Below are 16,173 nucleotides of genomic sequence, written 5' to 3' on the forward strand. Positions count from 1 at the left end.
TTATTTTTCTCCTTGTTTAGAGGGTAAATTCACACCGCTAAAAATTTTGATAACCGCACTGTCATCTTGCTTACCATAGCCTGCGTTACTGGCTTGGGTAAACATAGCATAAGCGGTGCTGGCTAAATGTAACGGAAAGTGCAAGGCCTTCGCTGTGTCATTCACTAATCCCAAATCTTTGACAAAAATATCAACCATAGACAATGGGGTATAATCGCCTTCCACCACGTGTTTCATACGGTTTTCAAACATCCACGAATTACCTGCGGCATGAGTAACCACGTCATACATTAAATCCAAAGGAATACCTGCTTTGGCAGCTAATGCCATTGCTTCTGCTCCTGCGGCAATATGTACACCTGCTAATAACTGATGAATAATTTTGACGGTTGCTCCTAAACCAATATCTTGACCAATGTTATAGACTTTACCTGCTACCGCTGATAATACAGGTTGTAATTTATCGAATGCTTGCTCTGAACCTGATGCCATAACGGTCATTTCGCCATTAGCTGCTTTTGCTGCACCACCAGAAACTGGAGCATCAAGCATAATTAAACCAAATTCTGTTAATTTTTGTGAAATTTGTTGTGCATCTTGTGCGGAAATGGTGGACGATACCATTACCGCCGTTCCTGCTTTTAACTGAGAAGCCAACCCATTTTCGCCAAATAATACGGCTTTCACTTGTTGAGCATTAACGACTAATAATAAAACAGCATCTAAAATTTGTGCAAAATCCACCGCACTTGTGGCTACCGCCTTCGCACCAGCTTGTTTTAATTCTTCTAATGCTTGTGGATTAAGATCGATACCATAAGTGTCCAAGCCTGCTCGAATACAAGATTTAGCAGCCCCCATTCCCATAGCTCCTAAACCGACAATAGCAACTGAATAAGATGAATGTGTGGTCATAATAATTTCCTCTTTTGATGAATTAAGCTATTTTGTACTTTAACGTTTTTTTCTGAAAAAGTCTGCGATCAAGATCACAAATATTAACATTAAGTTAAAATTTGTTAATTTATAAAAATAAGAAACTTATTGTTTAATGTAGGCGAATATTAAGAAAAGGAGTATAATTTCAGCAACTTATGGAGTCAGAGGGGAAGTTATGATCCCAGTAGAACGGCAAAAGAAGATCCTTAATCTTATTCATCAGCAGCAAATACTTGGTATTAATGATTTAGTAGAGCTATTTCAAGTCTCCCATATGACAATACGGCGAGATATCAAAAAGCTGGAAGATGAAGGGAAAATTATTAGCGTTTCAGGCGGTATTCAATTACACGAACGTTTAGCCAGTGAGCCTGCTCGTATTGATAAATCTTTATTATTTTATCCACAAAAACAACGTATTGGGACACAAGCCGCAGAATTAATTAAAGCAAATAGCACGATTTATTTAGATGCGGGAACCACAACCTTGGAAATTGCTAAACGTATTTGTCAGCGTGAAGATTTGTTAGTGATTACTAATGATTTTGTGATCACTGAATTTCTTTCGGAACAAGGTAAGTGCCAATTAATCCACACAGGTGGATTTGTCAATAAACCAAATCATTCTTCGGTGGGGGAACTAGCCGCTCAGTTTCTACGTAATATTTCTATTGATATGGCATTTATTTCTACCTCTTCTTGGAATATAAAAGGGCTTACTACGCCAGATGAAAATAAAATTCCAGTGAAAAAAGCGATTGTACAATCTTCACATCAAAAGGTATTAGTGAGTGATGCATCTAAATATGGCAAAGTGGCGACTTTCTTTTTATTTCCTTTAACAACGTTTGACAAGATTATTTGTGATAAAGATTTAATTGAAAATGCACAAAATGCAATTCAAGAGATGAATATCAAGTTAATGTTAGTTTAGGTTTAAAATAGGTAAAAATGAAGCATAAACGCCCTACTTTACAAGATATAGCTAATCATCTTGGTATTACCAAGATGACAGTAAGTCGTTATTTACGTGATCCTAATAAAGTTTCTCAAACCACTAGAGAAAAAATTGCAGCAGCGATAGAAGCCTTTGGCTATATTCCTAATCGAGCCCCTGATATTTTATCTAATGCGAAAAGTAAAGCTATAGGGGTCTTAGTTCCCTCTTTAACCAATCAAGTTTTTGCTGACGTGATTAAAGGCATAGAACAAGTTACAGATCAAGCAGGTTACCAAACAATGCTTGCTCACTATGGTTACAGTGTGGAAAAAGAAGAACAGCGGATCGAATCCCTATTGTCTTATCATGTTGATGGACTAATTTTATCGGAAAATCATCATTCTGCGCGTACATTAAAAATGTTGCAAGTAGCAAATATTCCCGTTATTGAAATTATGGATAGTAGCGAAATGGGATTACAACAATCTATTGGTTTTGATAATGTTGGTGCGGCACAAACAATGACCGAAACGATGATTCAACGAGGTTATCGGCAAATTGTTTACCTTACTGCTCGTATGGATAAACGGACTCAACTAAAAATGCAAGGATATGAATATGCTATGCGTAAACATCAATTATCTCCACATAGCTTAATTACTTCTGAACCTTCCTCTTTTACCTTAGGGGCAAAGCAATTACGTTTAGCCCTTGAACAATATCCAGAAACCAATGGGATTTTTTGTACCAATGATGATTTAGCCATTGGAGCATTATTTGAATGCCAACGTTTAGGTATTAAAGTACCACAGCAAATGGCAATCGCTGGGTTTCATGGGCATGATGTGGCGTTATCCATTACCCCACAACTCGCCACTGTCATTACTCCTCGTTTAGCCATTGGCACAAGAGCGGCACAAGAATTATTAGATCGTATTCACCAGCTTCCACAACAAAGTTTAATCGTAGATTTAGGTTATCAAATTCATCTTGGCGAAACATTATAATCATTTCAATTTAAAATATGATAAGAGGGTACGGCAAGGCGTATCAACGCTATATTATTTTAAAGTGGAACGACTATAAATGCTATAACAACGGACGAATTGCTTGGATACATCGTTCTACAACTTCATCAAAAGAAGTATTAATATCAATATGAATAACATCTGTTTCATCGGCTTGAGGAACTTCCAAGGTATCAAATTGGCTTTTTAACATCTCTATTTTCATAAAATGTCCCTGCCGTTTTTTCATACGTTCTAATACTAAATGAAAATCCCCTTGTAAAAAAATAAAGGTAATATTGCTATTGCCAGCACGAATTTGATCACGATATTGGCGTTTTAAGGCGGAACAAATGATAATACCTTGTTCGCTTTTTTGCTCAAGACTAAAGGCCGCATCACGAATACGTTCTAACCAAGGAGCACGATCATCATCATTAAGAGGTTGCCCTTTTCCCATTTTCAAAATATTGGCACGAGGGTGTAAATCATCGCCATCAATCAGTTTTAAGCCAAGCCGATGGGCAACTTCCGTACCAATAGAGGTTTTTCCTGTACTTGATACGCCCATTAAAATAAAACTTCTTCCTTTGCTACATGACATAATACTTACCTCTAAACAACGTTACCAGTAACAAAAATTTTTGATTATCATCGCAAAAAATAATGAAAATAGCCACCGCACTTTTTTGTTTAATGTTGAAATTGTGAAGTAGATCGCAATTTTACGCATTAGTCTGCAAAGACAATTTACAAAAAGCGAAAAAATAAGTATGTTACCAGTAACTATTTTGGTTAGGGTTTATGGTTGTTTCAATTTAAAAGAAAACAAAGCAGTACGGCGAGGTATGCCAACGCTGTATTCTTTTAAAGTGGGGCAACTATATCCGATAAATTTTAATTAAGGAAATGCTTATGTTAATTGGAATTATGATCGTTGCCATTTTGCTTTTGTTGCTCTTGATTATGAAATTTAAGGTGCATGCTTTTGTTGCCTTAATTATTGTGAGTTTATTTACCGCACTTGCGGCAGGTATTCCGGTCAACAAAATTTTACCTACATTATTAAATGGTTTTGGTGGCACATTAGCCTCAGTGGCATTATTAGTTGGGCTAGGGGCAATGATTGGCAGATTGCTGGAAATTACCAGTGGAGCAAAAGTGCTTGCGGATACCTTAATTAATCAATTTGGCGAGAAAAAAGCCCCTTTTGCTTTGGGCGTTGCCTCATTATTATTCGGCTTTCCTATCTTCTTTGATGCGGGGTTAGTGGTAATGTTACCCATTATTTTTAGTGTGGCGAAACAATTTGGCGGTTCAGTATTACGTTATGCTTTCCCTGCTGCAGGAGCATTTGCCGTTATGCACGCTTTTGCCCCACCGCATCCGGGACCAGTAGCTTCAGGCGAGTTATTGGGCGTGAATATGGGGTTATTAACTATTGTAGGGATCATTTGTGCGATTCCTACTTGGTATTTTGCTGCATATTTATTTAGCACCTATTTAGGGCGTAAAATTCACGTTGATTTGCCTAAAGCCTTTCTTAATGCCACCGCCATTAATGAAACGGCGGTAATTAATCCGCCGAGTTTCGCTAGGGTATTGTTCTTATTATTACTTCCATTAGTGTTAATTTTATTAGATACAGGGCTTAATACCTTGTCAGTGGCACAAGTGATTGACGGTTCACAGCTTTGGGTAGAATGTTTACGTTTATTAGGCAAAACGCCAATCGCCCTATTAATTACCCTTATTGTTGCCATTTTGTTATTAAAAGAACAACGCAGTTATGAACAAATTGAGAAAATTTGTGATAACGCATTAGGACCAATTTGTTCCATTGTCTTGGTTACAGGGGCGGGCGGTATGTTTGGTGGTGTTTTGCGAGCCAGTGGTATCGGTGAGGTATTAGCCCAAATGTTTGCGGATACTGGTATGCCAGTGATTGTTGCCGCCTTTATTATTTCATTAACTTTAAGAGTGGCACAAGGATCGGCAACCGTTGCATTAACAACCACAGCGGCACTTATTGCCCCAACAGTAGCGGCCACCTCAGGATTAAGTCAGTTTGATTTATGTTTTATCGTTATTGCCATTGCTTCAGGCTCAACCGCGTTATCACACGTTAATGACTCTGGCTTTTGGTTGGTAAGCCGTTTTCTGGAAATGGATACCAAAACCACCTTAAAAACTTGGACCGTATTAGAAACCATGATTGGATTAGTCGGGTTTACGATTGCTTTGTTGGGCAGTATTTTATTATAGTTTTCACTATATAGTTATTTCAACTTAAAATAAAACAAGGCTACACGCCGAAGACAGTACCAGTAGTACGCCAAGGCGTGTCAACGCTATATGATTTTAAAGTTGAACAATGATAAATAGCGATAATTGTTTTTGCATTAAAGTGCGGTCTCTTTTGAAATAATTTTATTTAATTTTTTGTTAAACGTTGCAATAAACGATCCATTGCTCGATAAGCAAGAGCTTCGGCTAAATGAGGACGCTGAATTTGCGGTTCTTGGTTTAAATCAGCAATGGTGCGTGCCACTTTCAATAGGCGATGATAGGCTCTAACGGATAACCCTAATTGAGTTAGGGCATTTTCCAGAAATTGCGCATCATTTGTGGCTAAATGACAATCTTGCTCAATTTCTTTATTGTTAAGGTAAGCATTAGCTTTACCACGGCGAGCCAGTTGTAATTCACGAGTTTGTAAAACTTTGTTACGCACTTGTTCGCTACTTTCCCCTCGCTGTTGATGATGCTGTAATGCCCCTTGTGGCAATAAAGGCACTTCTATGGATAAATCAAAACGATCTAAAAAAGGCCCTGATAACCGATTGAGGTAACGCATAATTTGTTGAGGCGAAGTGCGGTTATGTTGCCCTTGATAATGCCCCGTTGGGCTAGGGTTCATGGCTGCAATTAATTGAAAACGTGCAGGAAAACGGATTTTGGCATTGGCTCGAGAAATAATAATTTCCCCAGCTTCAAGGGGTTGACGTAACGCATCTAATACCTTGCGTTCAAATTCAGGCAATTCATCTAAAAATAACACGCCATTATGGGCTAAACTGATTTCGCCCGGGCGAGGTATTGTGCCACCACCCACTAATGCCGCCATTGAGGCACTATGATGCGGGGCTCTAAATGGGCGTTGTTTCCAGTTGGTTAGATTAAGTTCATTTTGTACTAAACTGCTAATAGCGGCGGTTTCTATGGCTTCTTGCTCGGTCATATTTGGCAATAAGCTGGTTAAACGGCTAGCAAGCATGGTTTTGCCTGTACCGGGTGGGCCAATGAATAGGAGGTTATGCTGCCCTGCTGCCGCAATGGTTAAAGCACGTTTGGCGTGTTGTTGCCCAATAATATCGGTAAGATCAATACTATCAGTGGGAGTTGGCTCAGGGTGTGTCGTTGCAATTTGATTGGCTGAGGGAAGTTCAATTTGTTTATTTAAAAATTGCACCACTTGCAATAAAGATTTAGCTACATAACTAAGATGATCGCCGACTAATGCGGCTTGATTGGTATTTTGTGGGGCTATAATCAGTTGTCTATGTTGTTTTTTAGCAGCGAGAATAGCAGGAATAATGCCTTGCACACCACGTAATTGCCCGGTTAATGCCAACTCGCCAAGAAATTCAAATTGACGTAACTTATCGCCGTCAATTTGCCCTGAGGCGACTAAGATACCAATGGCAATGGGTAAATCAAATCTTGCCCCCTCTTTAGGTAAATCCGCTGGCGCAAGATTGACGGTAATTTTTTTCGGTGGATAACGAAATTGTGCATTAAGCAAGGCACTACGCACCCGATCACGAGCTTCTTTTACTGTAGTTTCGGGCAAGCCCACTAAGGTAAACCCCGGGCTACCGTTACTAATATGCACTTCAATGGTTACTAAAGGGGCTTGTACGCCCATAGAGGCTCGGCTATAAACAATGGCTAAGGTCATAATATTCCTAATGCAAGGTAATGATGAGCCAATAGGGTAGAAAAAAGTGCGGTCAAAATAAATTTAATTTTTATTTTAACCGCACTTTTTGGAATAAGGATCGCAAAAATAAAATTTATTAAAGAAAATTTGGGCTAAACCATTGGTCAAGTTTGGCAGATAACTTATCAATACCAATTTTATTTAACGCCGAAAAAGCCTCTACTTGGATATTGCCTTGAAAAGGTAAAATCGCCTCACGCACCATTTTGACCTGCTTACTTCTCGCACTTTGACTGAGTTTATCCGCTTTGGTAAGCAATAATAAAATGGGTAATTGAGCAGATACAGCCCATTCAATCATTTGTTGATCTAAATCTTTAAGTGGGTGGCGAATATCCATTAAAATCACAACGCCTGCCAAACATTGCCGTTTCTGCAAATATTCAGCCAAGGCTTTTTGCCATTGTAATTTCATTTTTTCAGGCACAGCGGCATAACCATAACCGGGCAGATCCACCAATTTACATTGGGGTTCTACTTCAAATAAATTAATAAGCTGAGTACGTCCCGGTGTTTTTGAAGTACGAGCCAGATTTTTTTGATTGGTCAACGCATTTAATGCCGTTGATTTTCCTGCATTAGAACGCCCGGCAAAAGCGATTTCAATGCCTTGATCTTCGGGTAGATGACGAATATCAGGTGCACTAGTAAGAAAATGGGTTTTATGATAATTTAATTTGAGTTCAGACATAATAATTTCCTAAGATTTTAAACGAATAGATAGCCCCTGTTCACCATATTGGTTGGCTTTATCTATCCCTTTGAATACGCCCCAATCTAACAATAACAAGGTAGTAATAAAAATCGGCATAAAACGCCCTAATGCCCAAGCCATTAAGCCGCTATCAGGGGCAGAAAAATAACATAAAACAGGCAAAAATAGCATCATCAACGCCCAAGCTGAACGCCCTCGATCGTGCAAACGTTTAGCACAAACCGCTAAGATAATCCAGCTCACTAAGATTAAACCAAGCAAAGGAATAAATGCCGTATGAGATTGCTGGAATAATTGTTGCATAGGGAATAAGGTGGCTAAAGCAAATAATAAGACCAAAGCTACGGCAATACCCTGCCAAAACCCTTGACGATTTAACCGCCCTTTAAATAAAAATAATGCTTGATACCAATTCATCGTTTTTCCTTGTTAATTTGCTGCATAATATAGCAAAATCTTCGGCTAATAACTAATTTTGTGCACGTAAAAAAGGCAAAAGTAGTAAACCAATAGCGGCGGCAGAACAGGTTATAACCATAAAAAAGCCTGTCCAATGAAAATGTAGCATAATGATAGCTAAGGGATAGCCTGCTAAAGCCGCACCAAGATAAGCAAACAGTCCTACAAATCCTGTAGCTGTTCCCGGTGTTTGTTTATGTGAACATTCAGCGGCAGCCATACCTATTAACATTTGTGGACCAAAGACAAAAAAGCCAACACAAAAGAACAAAACCGCAAGTAGTAAACTATTTTGTTCAGGCATTAGCCATAATGCAGTGATAGAAAAAAATATACCAATGGCAAAAATTAATGCCATTGGCCCACGATTGCTTGCAAATAACTTATCAGATCCCCAACCAGCAACTAATGAGCCAATAAAGCCACCTAGCTCAAATAAGGAAAGCGCAGTATTGGCTTGTACAAGGTTATAATCATATTTTTCTGTTAAATAGAGATTTCCCCAATCATTAATCCCTGTGCGAACAATATAAACCAAAGCGTAACTACAAGCTAATAGCCAAATATATTTATTTAAAAAAACATATTGATGTAAAATTTGAGACCAAGACAAGTCTTTTCCTTCATTTTCTTGTGCAAGTTCAAGTTTATCCTGACGCCATTGTCCGATACTTGGTAAGCCCATTGAACTTGGCGTGCTGCGTAATCGCCATAATAAGAATAAGCTAATGAGAATAGCTATTCCACCAGCAACGGTTATTCCATAACGCCAGCTATAATGCAAGGTCAAATAACCGATAATTAAGGGAATAAGGGCGCCACCAATATTATGAGCTGTATTCCATATAGCCCACCAATGTCCACGTTCAGAGCGAGAATACCAACTAGTAAGTAATTTGGAACAAGCAGGCCACCCCCAACCTTGAAACCAAGCATTAATGACCCATAAACTGGTTAGAACAATCATTGAGCTTGATAAACCAAATAAAATATTAGTAATGCCTGTGAGCATTAATCCTATTGCCATAAAATAACGGGGATTGGCTCGATCTGAATAAAAACCCGAAATAAATTTAGAAATACCATAAGTAAGATAAAATAATGTTGTTATGAGACCAATATCATTTTTATCCAGAGTGAGATCTGAGAGAAGCTCTGGTACTGCATAATTAAAGCTTTTACGAGTTAGATAAAAACCTGCGTAGCCAATATACATTGCAATCATAATATGGATACGCCAGTAATGATAAATTTGATGATTATTTTTCATTGTTATTTAGAGGAAGTCTTATTTTAATTATTGTACCTTGTTTTATTGTATTTTTTTCAGATGTCGTTGAAGATAAATGAAATTCTCCATTTAAAACCTCTGTTCTTTCTTGCATACCCTTGATGCCATAACCAGTAAAAATTTGTATAGGATCAAACCCAATACCATTATCTTGTACCATAAGTTGAACATCATTTAAACTAAAATGAAGCGATAAAGTTACTTTGTTTGCCTTAGCATATTTAATAATATTATTTAATGCCTCTTGGCATAGTCGGTATAAGGTTATTTCTATGATTGGATCTAGTTCAACATTATTGGGGTTATACCATTTTATTTCTGTTTTAATATTATATTTTTCAAACCCTAGATTAATAAATAGACTTTGTATAGACTGATATAAATCAAGATCGTCAAGTAATTTTGGTCTTAAACGATTAAGTAAGCTTTTTGTAGTATCATAAACATTTGATGATAATAACTCTATCATATTAATATAATTTTCAGTTATTTTTGCTTTATCTAAACGTTTGATAATATTCGCTTGTGTTCTTATTGCTGTAATATTCTGCCCAATTTCATCATGTAATTCTCTAGCAATCTCTTTACGAATAGCTTCTTCAGTATTGATAAGCTGTTTAGTGAGCAATTTATTCTTTAATAATTCTGTAGTAATGCTTTGATGAAGATCCCGTTGATGTTGAATGGCTAATCCAAGAAAAATTCCTGTAACAGTTTGTGCTGATAATGTCAGTAAAAGATCCGAAACTTCAATATTAGAAAAATTATGGTTAGTTGCAATAAGAGCAATACTATTTAATAATGTAGCAAGCAAAGCCCCCTGCCAACCATAATGAAATGCCAGTAAAATAATTGGAATTGCAAGGCAAAAAATACTAAAACGAGAAAATGTAATAGGCAATTTCATTTGAATATAGATATTAACTAAAAAGAGTAATATATAGAGACTAATATGACGTGTCCGTAATGAAAGAGGTTTATGAACTAAATTTGCTGTAATAGGAACCCAATGATGATTAAATACATATTCTTTAATTAAATAACAAAAAGGTAGTAACAATAATCCACCTGTTAGATTGACGATAAAGTTAATTTTGGTAGGGATTTCATTAGAAAGAAATAAAATACAATTTAATATACTAAAAAGAATAATTAAAATGAGCTGAAAAGAGAGTTTTTTCCACTGTTGTTGAAGAGAAAGATAAAAAGGCTTTAAACCATAGCAGATAAACGTTGTAATTAAACTTGCCAAGTATATTAGAAAATATGTTTTTTGTGGTAAAGTGGAATAAATCAATATAATTAGAAACCATTCGCAGAGCAAAGTAATAAACCAAAATCTAATGTTAATATGTAGTAAAATACCTATTCTCAAATAGAAAGGAAGAAATAATAAGGCAAGAACTTTATTATTTAGTAAATAATCACCGATAACCCATAAACAGAAATAAGTACAGCTTATTAGAAAACCAGTATAAATATTACTAATTAAAATAAAAAATAATCGATTAGTTATAAGCATGAAATAAATTGGTTAATTCAACATTATTTTTTACATCAAGTTTGCTCATCGCATTTGCACGATGTACATGGACAGTTTTGAAACTTAAACCAAGTTTTTCAGCAACTTCTTTAACATCAAAACCAGCAATTAATAATTCACAGACTTCTCTTTCTCGTTTTGTTAATTGTTCTACAATTTTCTGATGTTTATTAGAAACTAACTTAGCGGTTAATTCTGGGGGTAAATAACAACCTCCTGCATATACAGTACGTATTGCTTGGATCAATTCATCGGGACTACAACCTTTACTTAAGTAACCTTTAGCACCAAGCTCAAATGCTTTTCTTACCATTATTTCAGAGTCGTTGACACTTAACATTATGCAATGAATATGCGAAGGAATATATTCTAGTAATGTTAAACCACTTTCCTCTGGCATAGAAATATCAATTACACAAACATCAACCTTAATACCAGCAAGGCGATGTTTAGTTTCTTTCACTGAACCAAACTCTGCAATAACTTGTATATCTTGTTCTAAATTGAGTAGTTGAGCAAATCCCGAACGAACAATGAGATGATCATCAATAAGTGCAATATTAATCATAATATTAGGTTACTTTTAAGAAAGAGATTAACTTAAAATTCGGTTTATTATAACGTTAATTATAAATTTTATATAGTGTAATTAACCTGATTGGATGAGAAATAAAAAAGTGCGATAAATACATCTATCTACCGCACTTAGTAAATTATGATTTTATTTGTTTAGCCTTATTTTTTCGTATTTTCTTTTCTTCCGCTAATGCTACAAAAGCAAGTAAGAATATACAACAAATCACTGAAATGTCCAATGCTGCAAAGGTACCAGCCCAGCCAGTTAAACCAAAAATAGGTGTGCCATCAGCAATCATACCTAGCCCAAGTTTAGCAAAACTATCGCCAATTAAATAAGCGAAAGTACCTTTGATACCATCAGCAACGGCAATACCTTTTTTAGGTACAAATCCTACGGCGGCGACACCGATTAATAATTGTGGTCCAAATACGAGAAAACCTAAAATGAATAATGTAACCAAATAAGCAATTTCGTTGGTTGCGTATTGATAATATTGTAAAACAAAAATAATTAAGCCTAATGCAATGCAGGCCATTAATGCTCTACGCCCATTGGCTAAATCCGATAAAAATCCCCATAGGAAAGTGCCAACTAATGCTCCTACTTCAAATAATGCGAAACCTGAAATGGCGGCATCTTTTGAGAAACCTAATTCTTCGTAAGCATAGACAGGCGACCATTGATCAATACCAATACGTACGATATAAAGGAAAATATTGGCAAAACATAATAGCCAAATGACTTTGTTTTTTAGTACATATTTAACAAAAATTTGCCATTTTGTTAATTGTTCTTGTTCGGCATCCAAATCTTCTTCACTGACAGGTTCATTAAATAATTCCTCTACTTTTCCTAAACCATAGGCTTCAGGTGAGTCCGAACCATAGCGTAACCCAATAAAGCCAATAATTAATGCCACAATAGATGGGAAAATGAACATGCCTATTACATGGCCGTTAAAAAAGACATTTGCCCCAAATAATGCCACAGCTGCTGCACCTGCACCACCCACATTGTGGGAAAGATTCCATAACCCTAAATACGATCCTCGTTTTTTACGTGGAGTCCATTTGGTAATGGTTGAGTAACTTGATGATCCCCCTGTACTTTGGAAAAAGCCACTTAAAGAATAAAAAGCGATCATTAGGAATAATGCACCACTTCCGCCCCCCATACTTGCACTAAATCCCAACATACAAATAGCTGATAAAATAAGCATAAAAGGGACAAATTGCTTGGTGTTTTTACCATCCGCATAATAAGAAACTAGCGTTTTACCAATACCATAAGTAATAGAAAAACCAAGACCAATCATACCTAATTCAGTTTTGGTTAGCCCATAAGTTTCGATCATATCATTTTGTGCAATATTAAAATTCTTACGAATTAAATACATTGCCATATAACCGATAAATACAACTAAATAGGATTGCATAAATGGTTTAAACCACATTTTACGCCGTTCTTCAATAGGAAGATTTAAGGTTGGTTTTCTTACTTGAGCTAAAAAATTAAACATAATTAATACCTCTTATTCAATAATCTAATGGAGATAATCTTATGCTGTTTAATTTATTTTAGCTTGAGATAAGATTTTAATTTGTTTAAGAAAATTTCCTATATTTTGCTATATGATGATGAATTTGTGATATAGATCACATTTGTTTTATAGTTGTTTCAATTTAAAATATAGTCGTTTCAATTTAAAATGAGACAAGGCGGTACGCCGAAGACAGTACAAGTAGTACGGCGAGGCGTACCAACGCTGTATCATTTTAAAGTGGAACGGACTATAAAACAAGGCTGCGCACCAAAGACAGAATAGACGCTAAATTTTTTTATTGCTAGTATAGATAAAAATCAATCTAACCTTAGGGAGCTTAGACTATGTCGCAATTACCGTCTTTTTTGGCTATGTATGCGAAACTTATTGCAACACCAACCATTAGTAGCATTGAGGCTGAACAAGATTTATCTAATCAACATTTGGTAGAAACCCTCGCAGATTGGTTAATGCCATTAGGATTTCGCACTGAAATTATCGCCGTTGAAGGAAGTCGTCATAAATTTAATTTATTGGCAACTAGAGGAGAAGGCGAAGGAGGATTATTATTAGCAGGGCATACGGATACTGTTCCTTTTGATCAAGGACGATGGACAACCGATCCTTTCAAGCTCACCGAAAAAAATAATAAATTATATGGTTTGGGTACAGCGGATATGAAAGGTTTTTTTGCCTTTATTATTGAGGCATTGAAACAGTTAGATCTCAACCAACTTAGCAAACCCATTCGTATCCTTGCGACAGCTGATGAAGAAACCACTATGCTAGGGGCAAGAACCTTTGCGCAACATAGCCATATCCGCCCTGCTTGTGCCATTATTGGTGAACCAACTTCGTTAAAGCCTATTCGTGCCCATAAAGGGCATATTGGGCAGGCATTACGCATCGTGGGAAAATCAGGACATTCAAGTGATCCTGATAAAGGGATTAATGCCATTGAATTAATGCACCAAGCAACAGGCTATTTAATGCAGTTGCGAGATCAACTTAAACAAAAATATCATCATGCCGATTTTGCTATTCCTTACCCAACAATGAATTTTGGGGCAATTCATGGCGGCGATGCGGTAAACCGCATTTGTGCTTGCTGTGAATTACATTTTGATCTTCGCCCATTACCCAATATTTCCTTACAAGATCTTGATGAGCTGGTACGCCAAGCCCTTGAACCTTTATTACAACAATGGGGCGAACATATTTCTTTATACCACTTACATAGTCCAACACCGGGTTATGAATGTCATCATTCGGCACAAGTCGTCAAAATGGTTGAAAAATTGGTGGGAGAAAAATGTGAAGTGGTAAATTATTGTACAGAGGCACCCTTTATCCAACAACTTTGCCCTACTTTAGTGCTTGGTCCCGGTTCTATTGAACAAGCACATCAACCCGATGAATATCTGGATACGGCATTTATTCAGCCAACTATTCATTTATTGCAACAATTAATCACTGGAGTTTGTCGGTAATAGATTGATTTTAAACATAAAAACATAAAAAATTTTGTGAAAATAGACCGCACTTTTTTGATACACTAAAGCAGAATATAGCAATGAAGGTTAGAAAATATCTTGTTTTTTGTTAAAAATATAAATGATTTTCATTAAAATTTCATAAAAAATAAAAAAGTATTTGCAATAGGAATATATTTTATTTTATATTCAAAAACAGCCACCATAAGAGTGGTTATTTGCATAACATAAACAACATCAACAAAAATAAGGAAGAACAACATGAGTAACTACGCCTCTGTGGAAGAGTTTCTAGCCAAATTAGAACAACGTGATGGTCATCAACCTGAATTTTTACAAGCGGTGCGTGAGGTGTTTACCTCAATTTGGCCATTTATTCAAGCCAACCCAAAATATCAATCACAAGCCTTATTAGAGCGTATTGTTGAGCCTGAGCGTGCTTTCCAATTTCGTGTCGCTTGGACGGACGATAAAGGGCAAGTGCAAGTCAATCGTGCTTTCCGCGTTCAATTTAATAGTGCCATTGGTCCTTATAAAGGCGGTATGCGTTTCCACCCATCAGTCAACCTTTCTATTTTAAAATTCTTAGGCTTTGAACAAATCTTTAAAAACGCATTGACCACTTTGCCTATGGGTGGCGGTAAAGGTGGTTCAGACTTTGATCCGAAAGGAAAATCTGACGGCGAAGTCATGCGTTTCTGCCAAGCATTAATCTCTGAGCTATATCGCCATGTTGGACCAGATACCGACGTACCTGCGGGCGATATTGGTGTTGGTGGACGTGAAGTAGGCTACTTAGCTGGTTATATGAAAAAACTTTCCAACCAAGCCGCTTGTGTCTTCACAGGGCGCGGTCTTTCTTTTGGTGGATCATTAATTCGCCCAGAGGCAACAGGTTATGGCTTAGTTTACTTTGCTCAAGCAATGTTAGCGGAAAAAGGCGATAGCTTTAAAGATAAAACCGTAGCAGTGTCTGGTTCAGGTAATGTTGCTCAATATGCCATTGAAAAAGCCTTACAATTAGGGGCGAAAGTGGTTACTTGTTCTGATTCTTCAGGCTATGTTTACGATCCAGAAGGATTTACCACAGAAAAATTAGCCGCATTAGTGGAAATTAAAGAAGTCAAACGTGGTCGTGTAAAAGATTATGCCGAGCAATTTGGTTTACAATATTTCGCAGGCGAACGCCCTTGGGGAGTAAAAGTAGATATTGCCTTACCTTGTGCAACACAAAATGAATTAGAATTACCTGATGCACAAAAATTAATCGCCAATGGTGTACAGCTCGTGGCAGAAGGCGCGAATATGCCTACCACCATTGAGGCAACCGATGCTTTCTTAGCGGCTGATGTATTATTTGGTCCGGGTAAAGCAGCGAATGCAGGCGGTGTGGCAACATCAGGGCTTGAAATGGCACAAAGCTCACAACGCTTATACTGGACTGCGGAAGAAGTGGATCAAAAATTACATAATATTATGTTAGATATTCACGCTAACTGTAAAAAATACGGTACTGTGGCAGGCGAGAAAAACATTAATTATGTGATTGGTGCGAATGTAGCAGGTTTCGTAAAAGTAGCCGATGCAATGTTAGCACAGGGTGTTTATTAATATCACATTATTCTACACTTTAATCTCGTATTACCAATTAACCATACTT

14 protein-coding genes are annotated in these 16,173 nt (G+C 36.8%); 5 read left to right on the forward strand and 9 right to left on the reverse strand.

Going from position 1 to position 16,173, the window contains the following annotated elements; translation table 11 throughout:
- The gene (ltnD, locus tag A6A20_RS05490) at positions 1 to 915 is read right to left on the reverse strand and encodes an L-threonate dehydrogenase (protein ID WP_279572517.1); all 915 of its coding nucleotides are present in this window, start codon (positions 913 to 915) and stop codon (positions 1 to 3) included.
- Between the two features lie 199 nt (positions 916 to 1,114).
- Between ltnD and A6A20_RS05495 the strand changes: the two genes are divergently transcribed.
- Positions 1,115 to 1,873 carry a DeoR family transcriptional regulator gene (locus A6A20_RS05495; RefSeq protein WP_279572518.1) on the forward strand — a complete coding sequence of 253 codons (759 nt, stop codon included), beginning with the start codon at positions 1,115 to 1,117 and terminating at the stop codon, positions 1,871 to 1,873.
- A 17-nt stretch (positions 1,874 to 1,890) separates the two neighbouring features.
- Positions 1,891 to 2,886: a gluconate operon transcriptional repressor GntR gene (gene gntR / locus A6A20_RS05500; RefSeq protein ID WP_279572519.1), complete on the forward strand. Its 996-nt coding sequence runs from the start codon at positions 1,891 to 1,893 to the stop codon at positions 2,884 to 2,886.
- Between the two features lie 82 nt (positions 2,887 to 2,968).
- Here the strand turns inward: gntR and A6A20_RS05505 are convergent, their stop codons facing one another.
- Positions 2,969 to 3,490 (reverse strand): gluconokinase, encoded by a 522-nt coding sequence (locus tag A6A20_RS05505; protein WP_279572520.1) that lies wholly within the window; start codon positions 3,488 to 3,490, stop codon positions 2,969 to 2,971.
- Positions 3,491 to 3,801: 311 nt separating this feature from the next.
- Between A6A20_RS05505 and A6A20_RS05510 the strand changes: the two genes are divergently transcribed.
- Positions 3,802 to 5,151 carry a GntP family permease gene (locus A6A20_RS05510; RefSeq protein ID WP_279572521.1) on the forward strand — a complete coding sequence of 450 codons (1,350 nt, stop codon included), beginning with the start codon at positions 3,802 to 3,804 and terminating at the stop codon, positions 5,149 to 5,151.
- Positions 5,152 to 5,320: 169 nt separating this feature from the next.
- On the opposite strand, the gene A6A20_RS05515 is transcribed toward A6A20_RS05510, so the two are convergent.
- From A6A20_RS05515 to uhpT, 7 genes are all read right to left on the reverse strand, one after another.
- Entirely contained in the window at positions 5,321 to 6,847 is a 1,527-nt protein-coding gene (locus A6A20_RS05515; protein ID WP_279572522.1) for a YifB family Mg chelatase-like AAA ATPase, read from the reverse strand.
- Positions 6,848 to 6,965: 118 nt separating this feature from the next.
- Positions 6,966 to 7,580 carry a ribosome biogenesis GTP-binding protein YihA/YsxC gene (gene yihA, locus A6A20_RS05520; RefSeq protein WP_279572523.1) on the reverse strand — a complete coding sequence of 205 codons (615 nt, stop codon included), beginning with the start codon at positions 7,578 to 7,580 and terminating at the stop codon, positions 6,966 to 6,968.
- 9 nt (positions 7,581 to 7,589) lie between these two features.
- Positions 7,590 to 8,021 (reverse strand): DUF805 domain-containing protein, encoded by a 432-nt coding sequence (locus A6A20_RS05525; RefSeq protein WP_279572524.1) that lies wholly within the window; start codon positions 8,019 to 8,021, stop codon positions 7,590 to 7,592.
- A gap of 52 nt (positions 8,022 to 8,073) precedes the next feature.
- Positions 8,074 to 9,333 (reverse strand): MFS transporter family glucose-6-phosphate receptor UhpC, encoded by a 1,260-nt coding sequence (gene uhpC, locus A6A20_RS05530; protein WP_279572525.1) that lies wholly within the window; start codon positions 9,331 to 9,333, stop codon positions 8,074 to 8,076.
- A complete protein-coding gene (uhpB, locus tag A6A20_RS05535; protein WP_279572526.1) occupies positions 9,323 to 10,876 on the reverse strand; it encodes a signal transduction histidine-protein kinase/phosphatase UhpB in 1,554 nt (517 codons plus the stop codon). The genes uhpC and uhpB overlap by 11 nt, the downstream gene beginning before the upstream one ends.
- Positions 10,863 to 11,465: a response regulator gene (locus A6A20_RS05540; protein ID WP_279572527.1), complete on the reverse strand. Its 603-nt coding sequence runs from the start codon at positions 11,463 to 11,465 to the stop codon at positions 10,863 to 10,865. Before A6A20_RS05540 ends, uhpB begins: the two co-directional genes overlap by 14 nt.
- A 145-nt stretch (positions 11,466 to 11,610) precedes the next feature.
- Positions 11,611 to 12,996: a hexose-6-phosphate:phosphate antiporter gene (gene uhpT / locus A6A20_RS05545; protein ID WP_279572528.1), complete on the reverse strand. Its 1,386-nt coding sequence runs from the start codon at positions 12,994 to 12,996 to the stop codon at positions 11,611 to 11,613.
- A gap of 368 nt (positions 12,997 to 13,364) precedes the next feature.
- On the opposite strand from uhpT, the gene argE reads away from it, so the two are divergent.
- Both argE and gdhA read left to right on the forward strand, forming a co-directional pair.
- Entirely contained in the window at positions 13,365 to 14,510 is a 1,146-nt protein-coding gene (argE, locus tag A6A20_RS05550) for an acetylornithine deacetylase (protein WP_279572529.1), read from the forward strand.
- 264 nt (positions 14,511 to 14,774) lie between these two features.
- Complete coding sequence (gdhA, locus tag A6A20_RS05555) at positions 14,775 to 16,124, forward strand: NADP-specific glutamate dehydrogenase (protein ID WP_279572530.1); 1,350 nt, start codon at positions 14,775 to 14,777, stop codon at positions 16,122 to 16,124.
- The last annotated feature ends 49 nt before the right edge of the window (positions 16,125 to 16,173 follow it).

The sequence above is a fragment of the Volucribacter amazonae genome (genome assembly GCF_029783845.1).
Taxonomy (GTDB): Bacteria; Pseudomonadota; Gammaproteobacteria; order Enterobacterales; family Pasteurellaceae; genus Volucribacter; species Volucribacter amazonae.

What these genes read in the sequence shown, in the direction of transcription:
- yihA (WP_279572523.1), bottom strand. Translation starts at nt 7,580, where the DNA reads ATGTCTGAACTCAAATTAAATTATCATAAAACCCATTTTCTTACTAGT.
- A6A20_RS05515 (WP_279572522.1), bottom strand. Translation starts at nt 6,847, where the DNA reads ATGACCTTAGCCATTGTTTATAGCCGAGCCTCTATGGGCGTACAAGCC.
- uhpT (WP_279572528.1), bottom strand. Translation starts at nt 12,996, where the DNA reads ATGTTTAATTTTTTAGCTCAAGTAAGAAAACCAACCTTAAATCTTCCT.
- A6A20_RS05510 (WP_279572521.1), top strand. Translation starts at nt 3,802, where the DNA reads ATGTTAATTGGAATTATGATCGTTGCCATTTTGCTTTTGTTGCTCTTG.
- gdhA (WP_279572530.1), top strand. Translation starts at nt 14,775, where the DNA reads ATGAGTAACTACGCCTCTGTGGAAGAGTTTCTAGCCAAATTAGAACAA.
- uhpC (WP_279572525.1), bottom strand. Translation starts at nt 9,333, where the DNA reads ATGAAAAATAATCATCAAATTTATCATTACTGGCGTATCCATATTATG.
- uhpB (WP_279572526.1), bottom strand. Translation starts at nt 10,876, where the DNA reads ATGCTTATAACTAATCGATTATTTTTTATTTTAATTAGTAATATTTAT.
- A6A20_RS05495 (WP_279572518.1), top strand. Translation starts at nt 1,115, where the DNA reads ATGATCCCAGTAGAACGGCAAAAGAAGATCCTTAATCTTATTCATCAG.
- A6A20_RS05540 (WP_279572527.1), bottom strand. Translation starts at nt 11,465, where the DNA reads ATGATTAATATTGCACTTATTGATGATCATCTCATTGTTCGTTCGGGA.
- ltnD (WP_279572517.1), bottom strand. Translation starts at nt 915, where the DNA reads ATGACCACACATTCATCTTATTCAGTTGCTATTGTCGGTTTAGGAGCT.
- A6A20_RS05525 (WP_279572524.1), bottom strand. Translation starts at nt 8,021, where the DNA reads ATGAATTGGTATCAAGCATTATTTTTATTTAAAGGGCGGTTAAATCGT.
- gntR (WP_279572519.1), top strand. Translation starts at nt 1,891, where the DNA reads ATGAAGCATAAACGCCCTACTTTACAAGATATAGCTAATCATCTTGGT.
- A6A20_RS05505 (WP_279572520.1), bottom strand. Translation starts at nt 3,490, where the DNA reads ATGTCATGTAGCAAAGGAAGAAGTTTTATTTTAATGGGCGTATCAAGT.
- argE (WP_279572529.1), top strand. Translation starts at nt 13,365, where the DNA reads ATGTCGCAATTACCGTCTTTTTTGGCTATGTATGCGAAACTTATTGCA.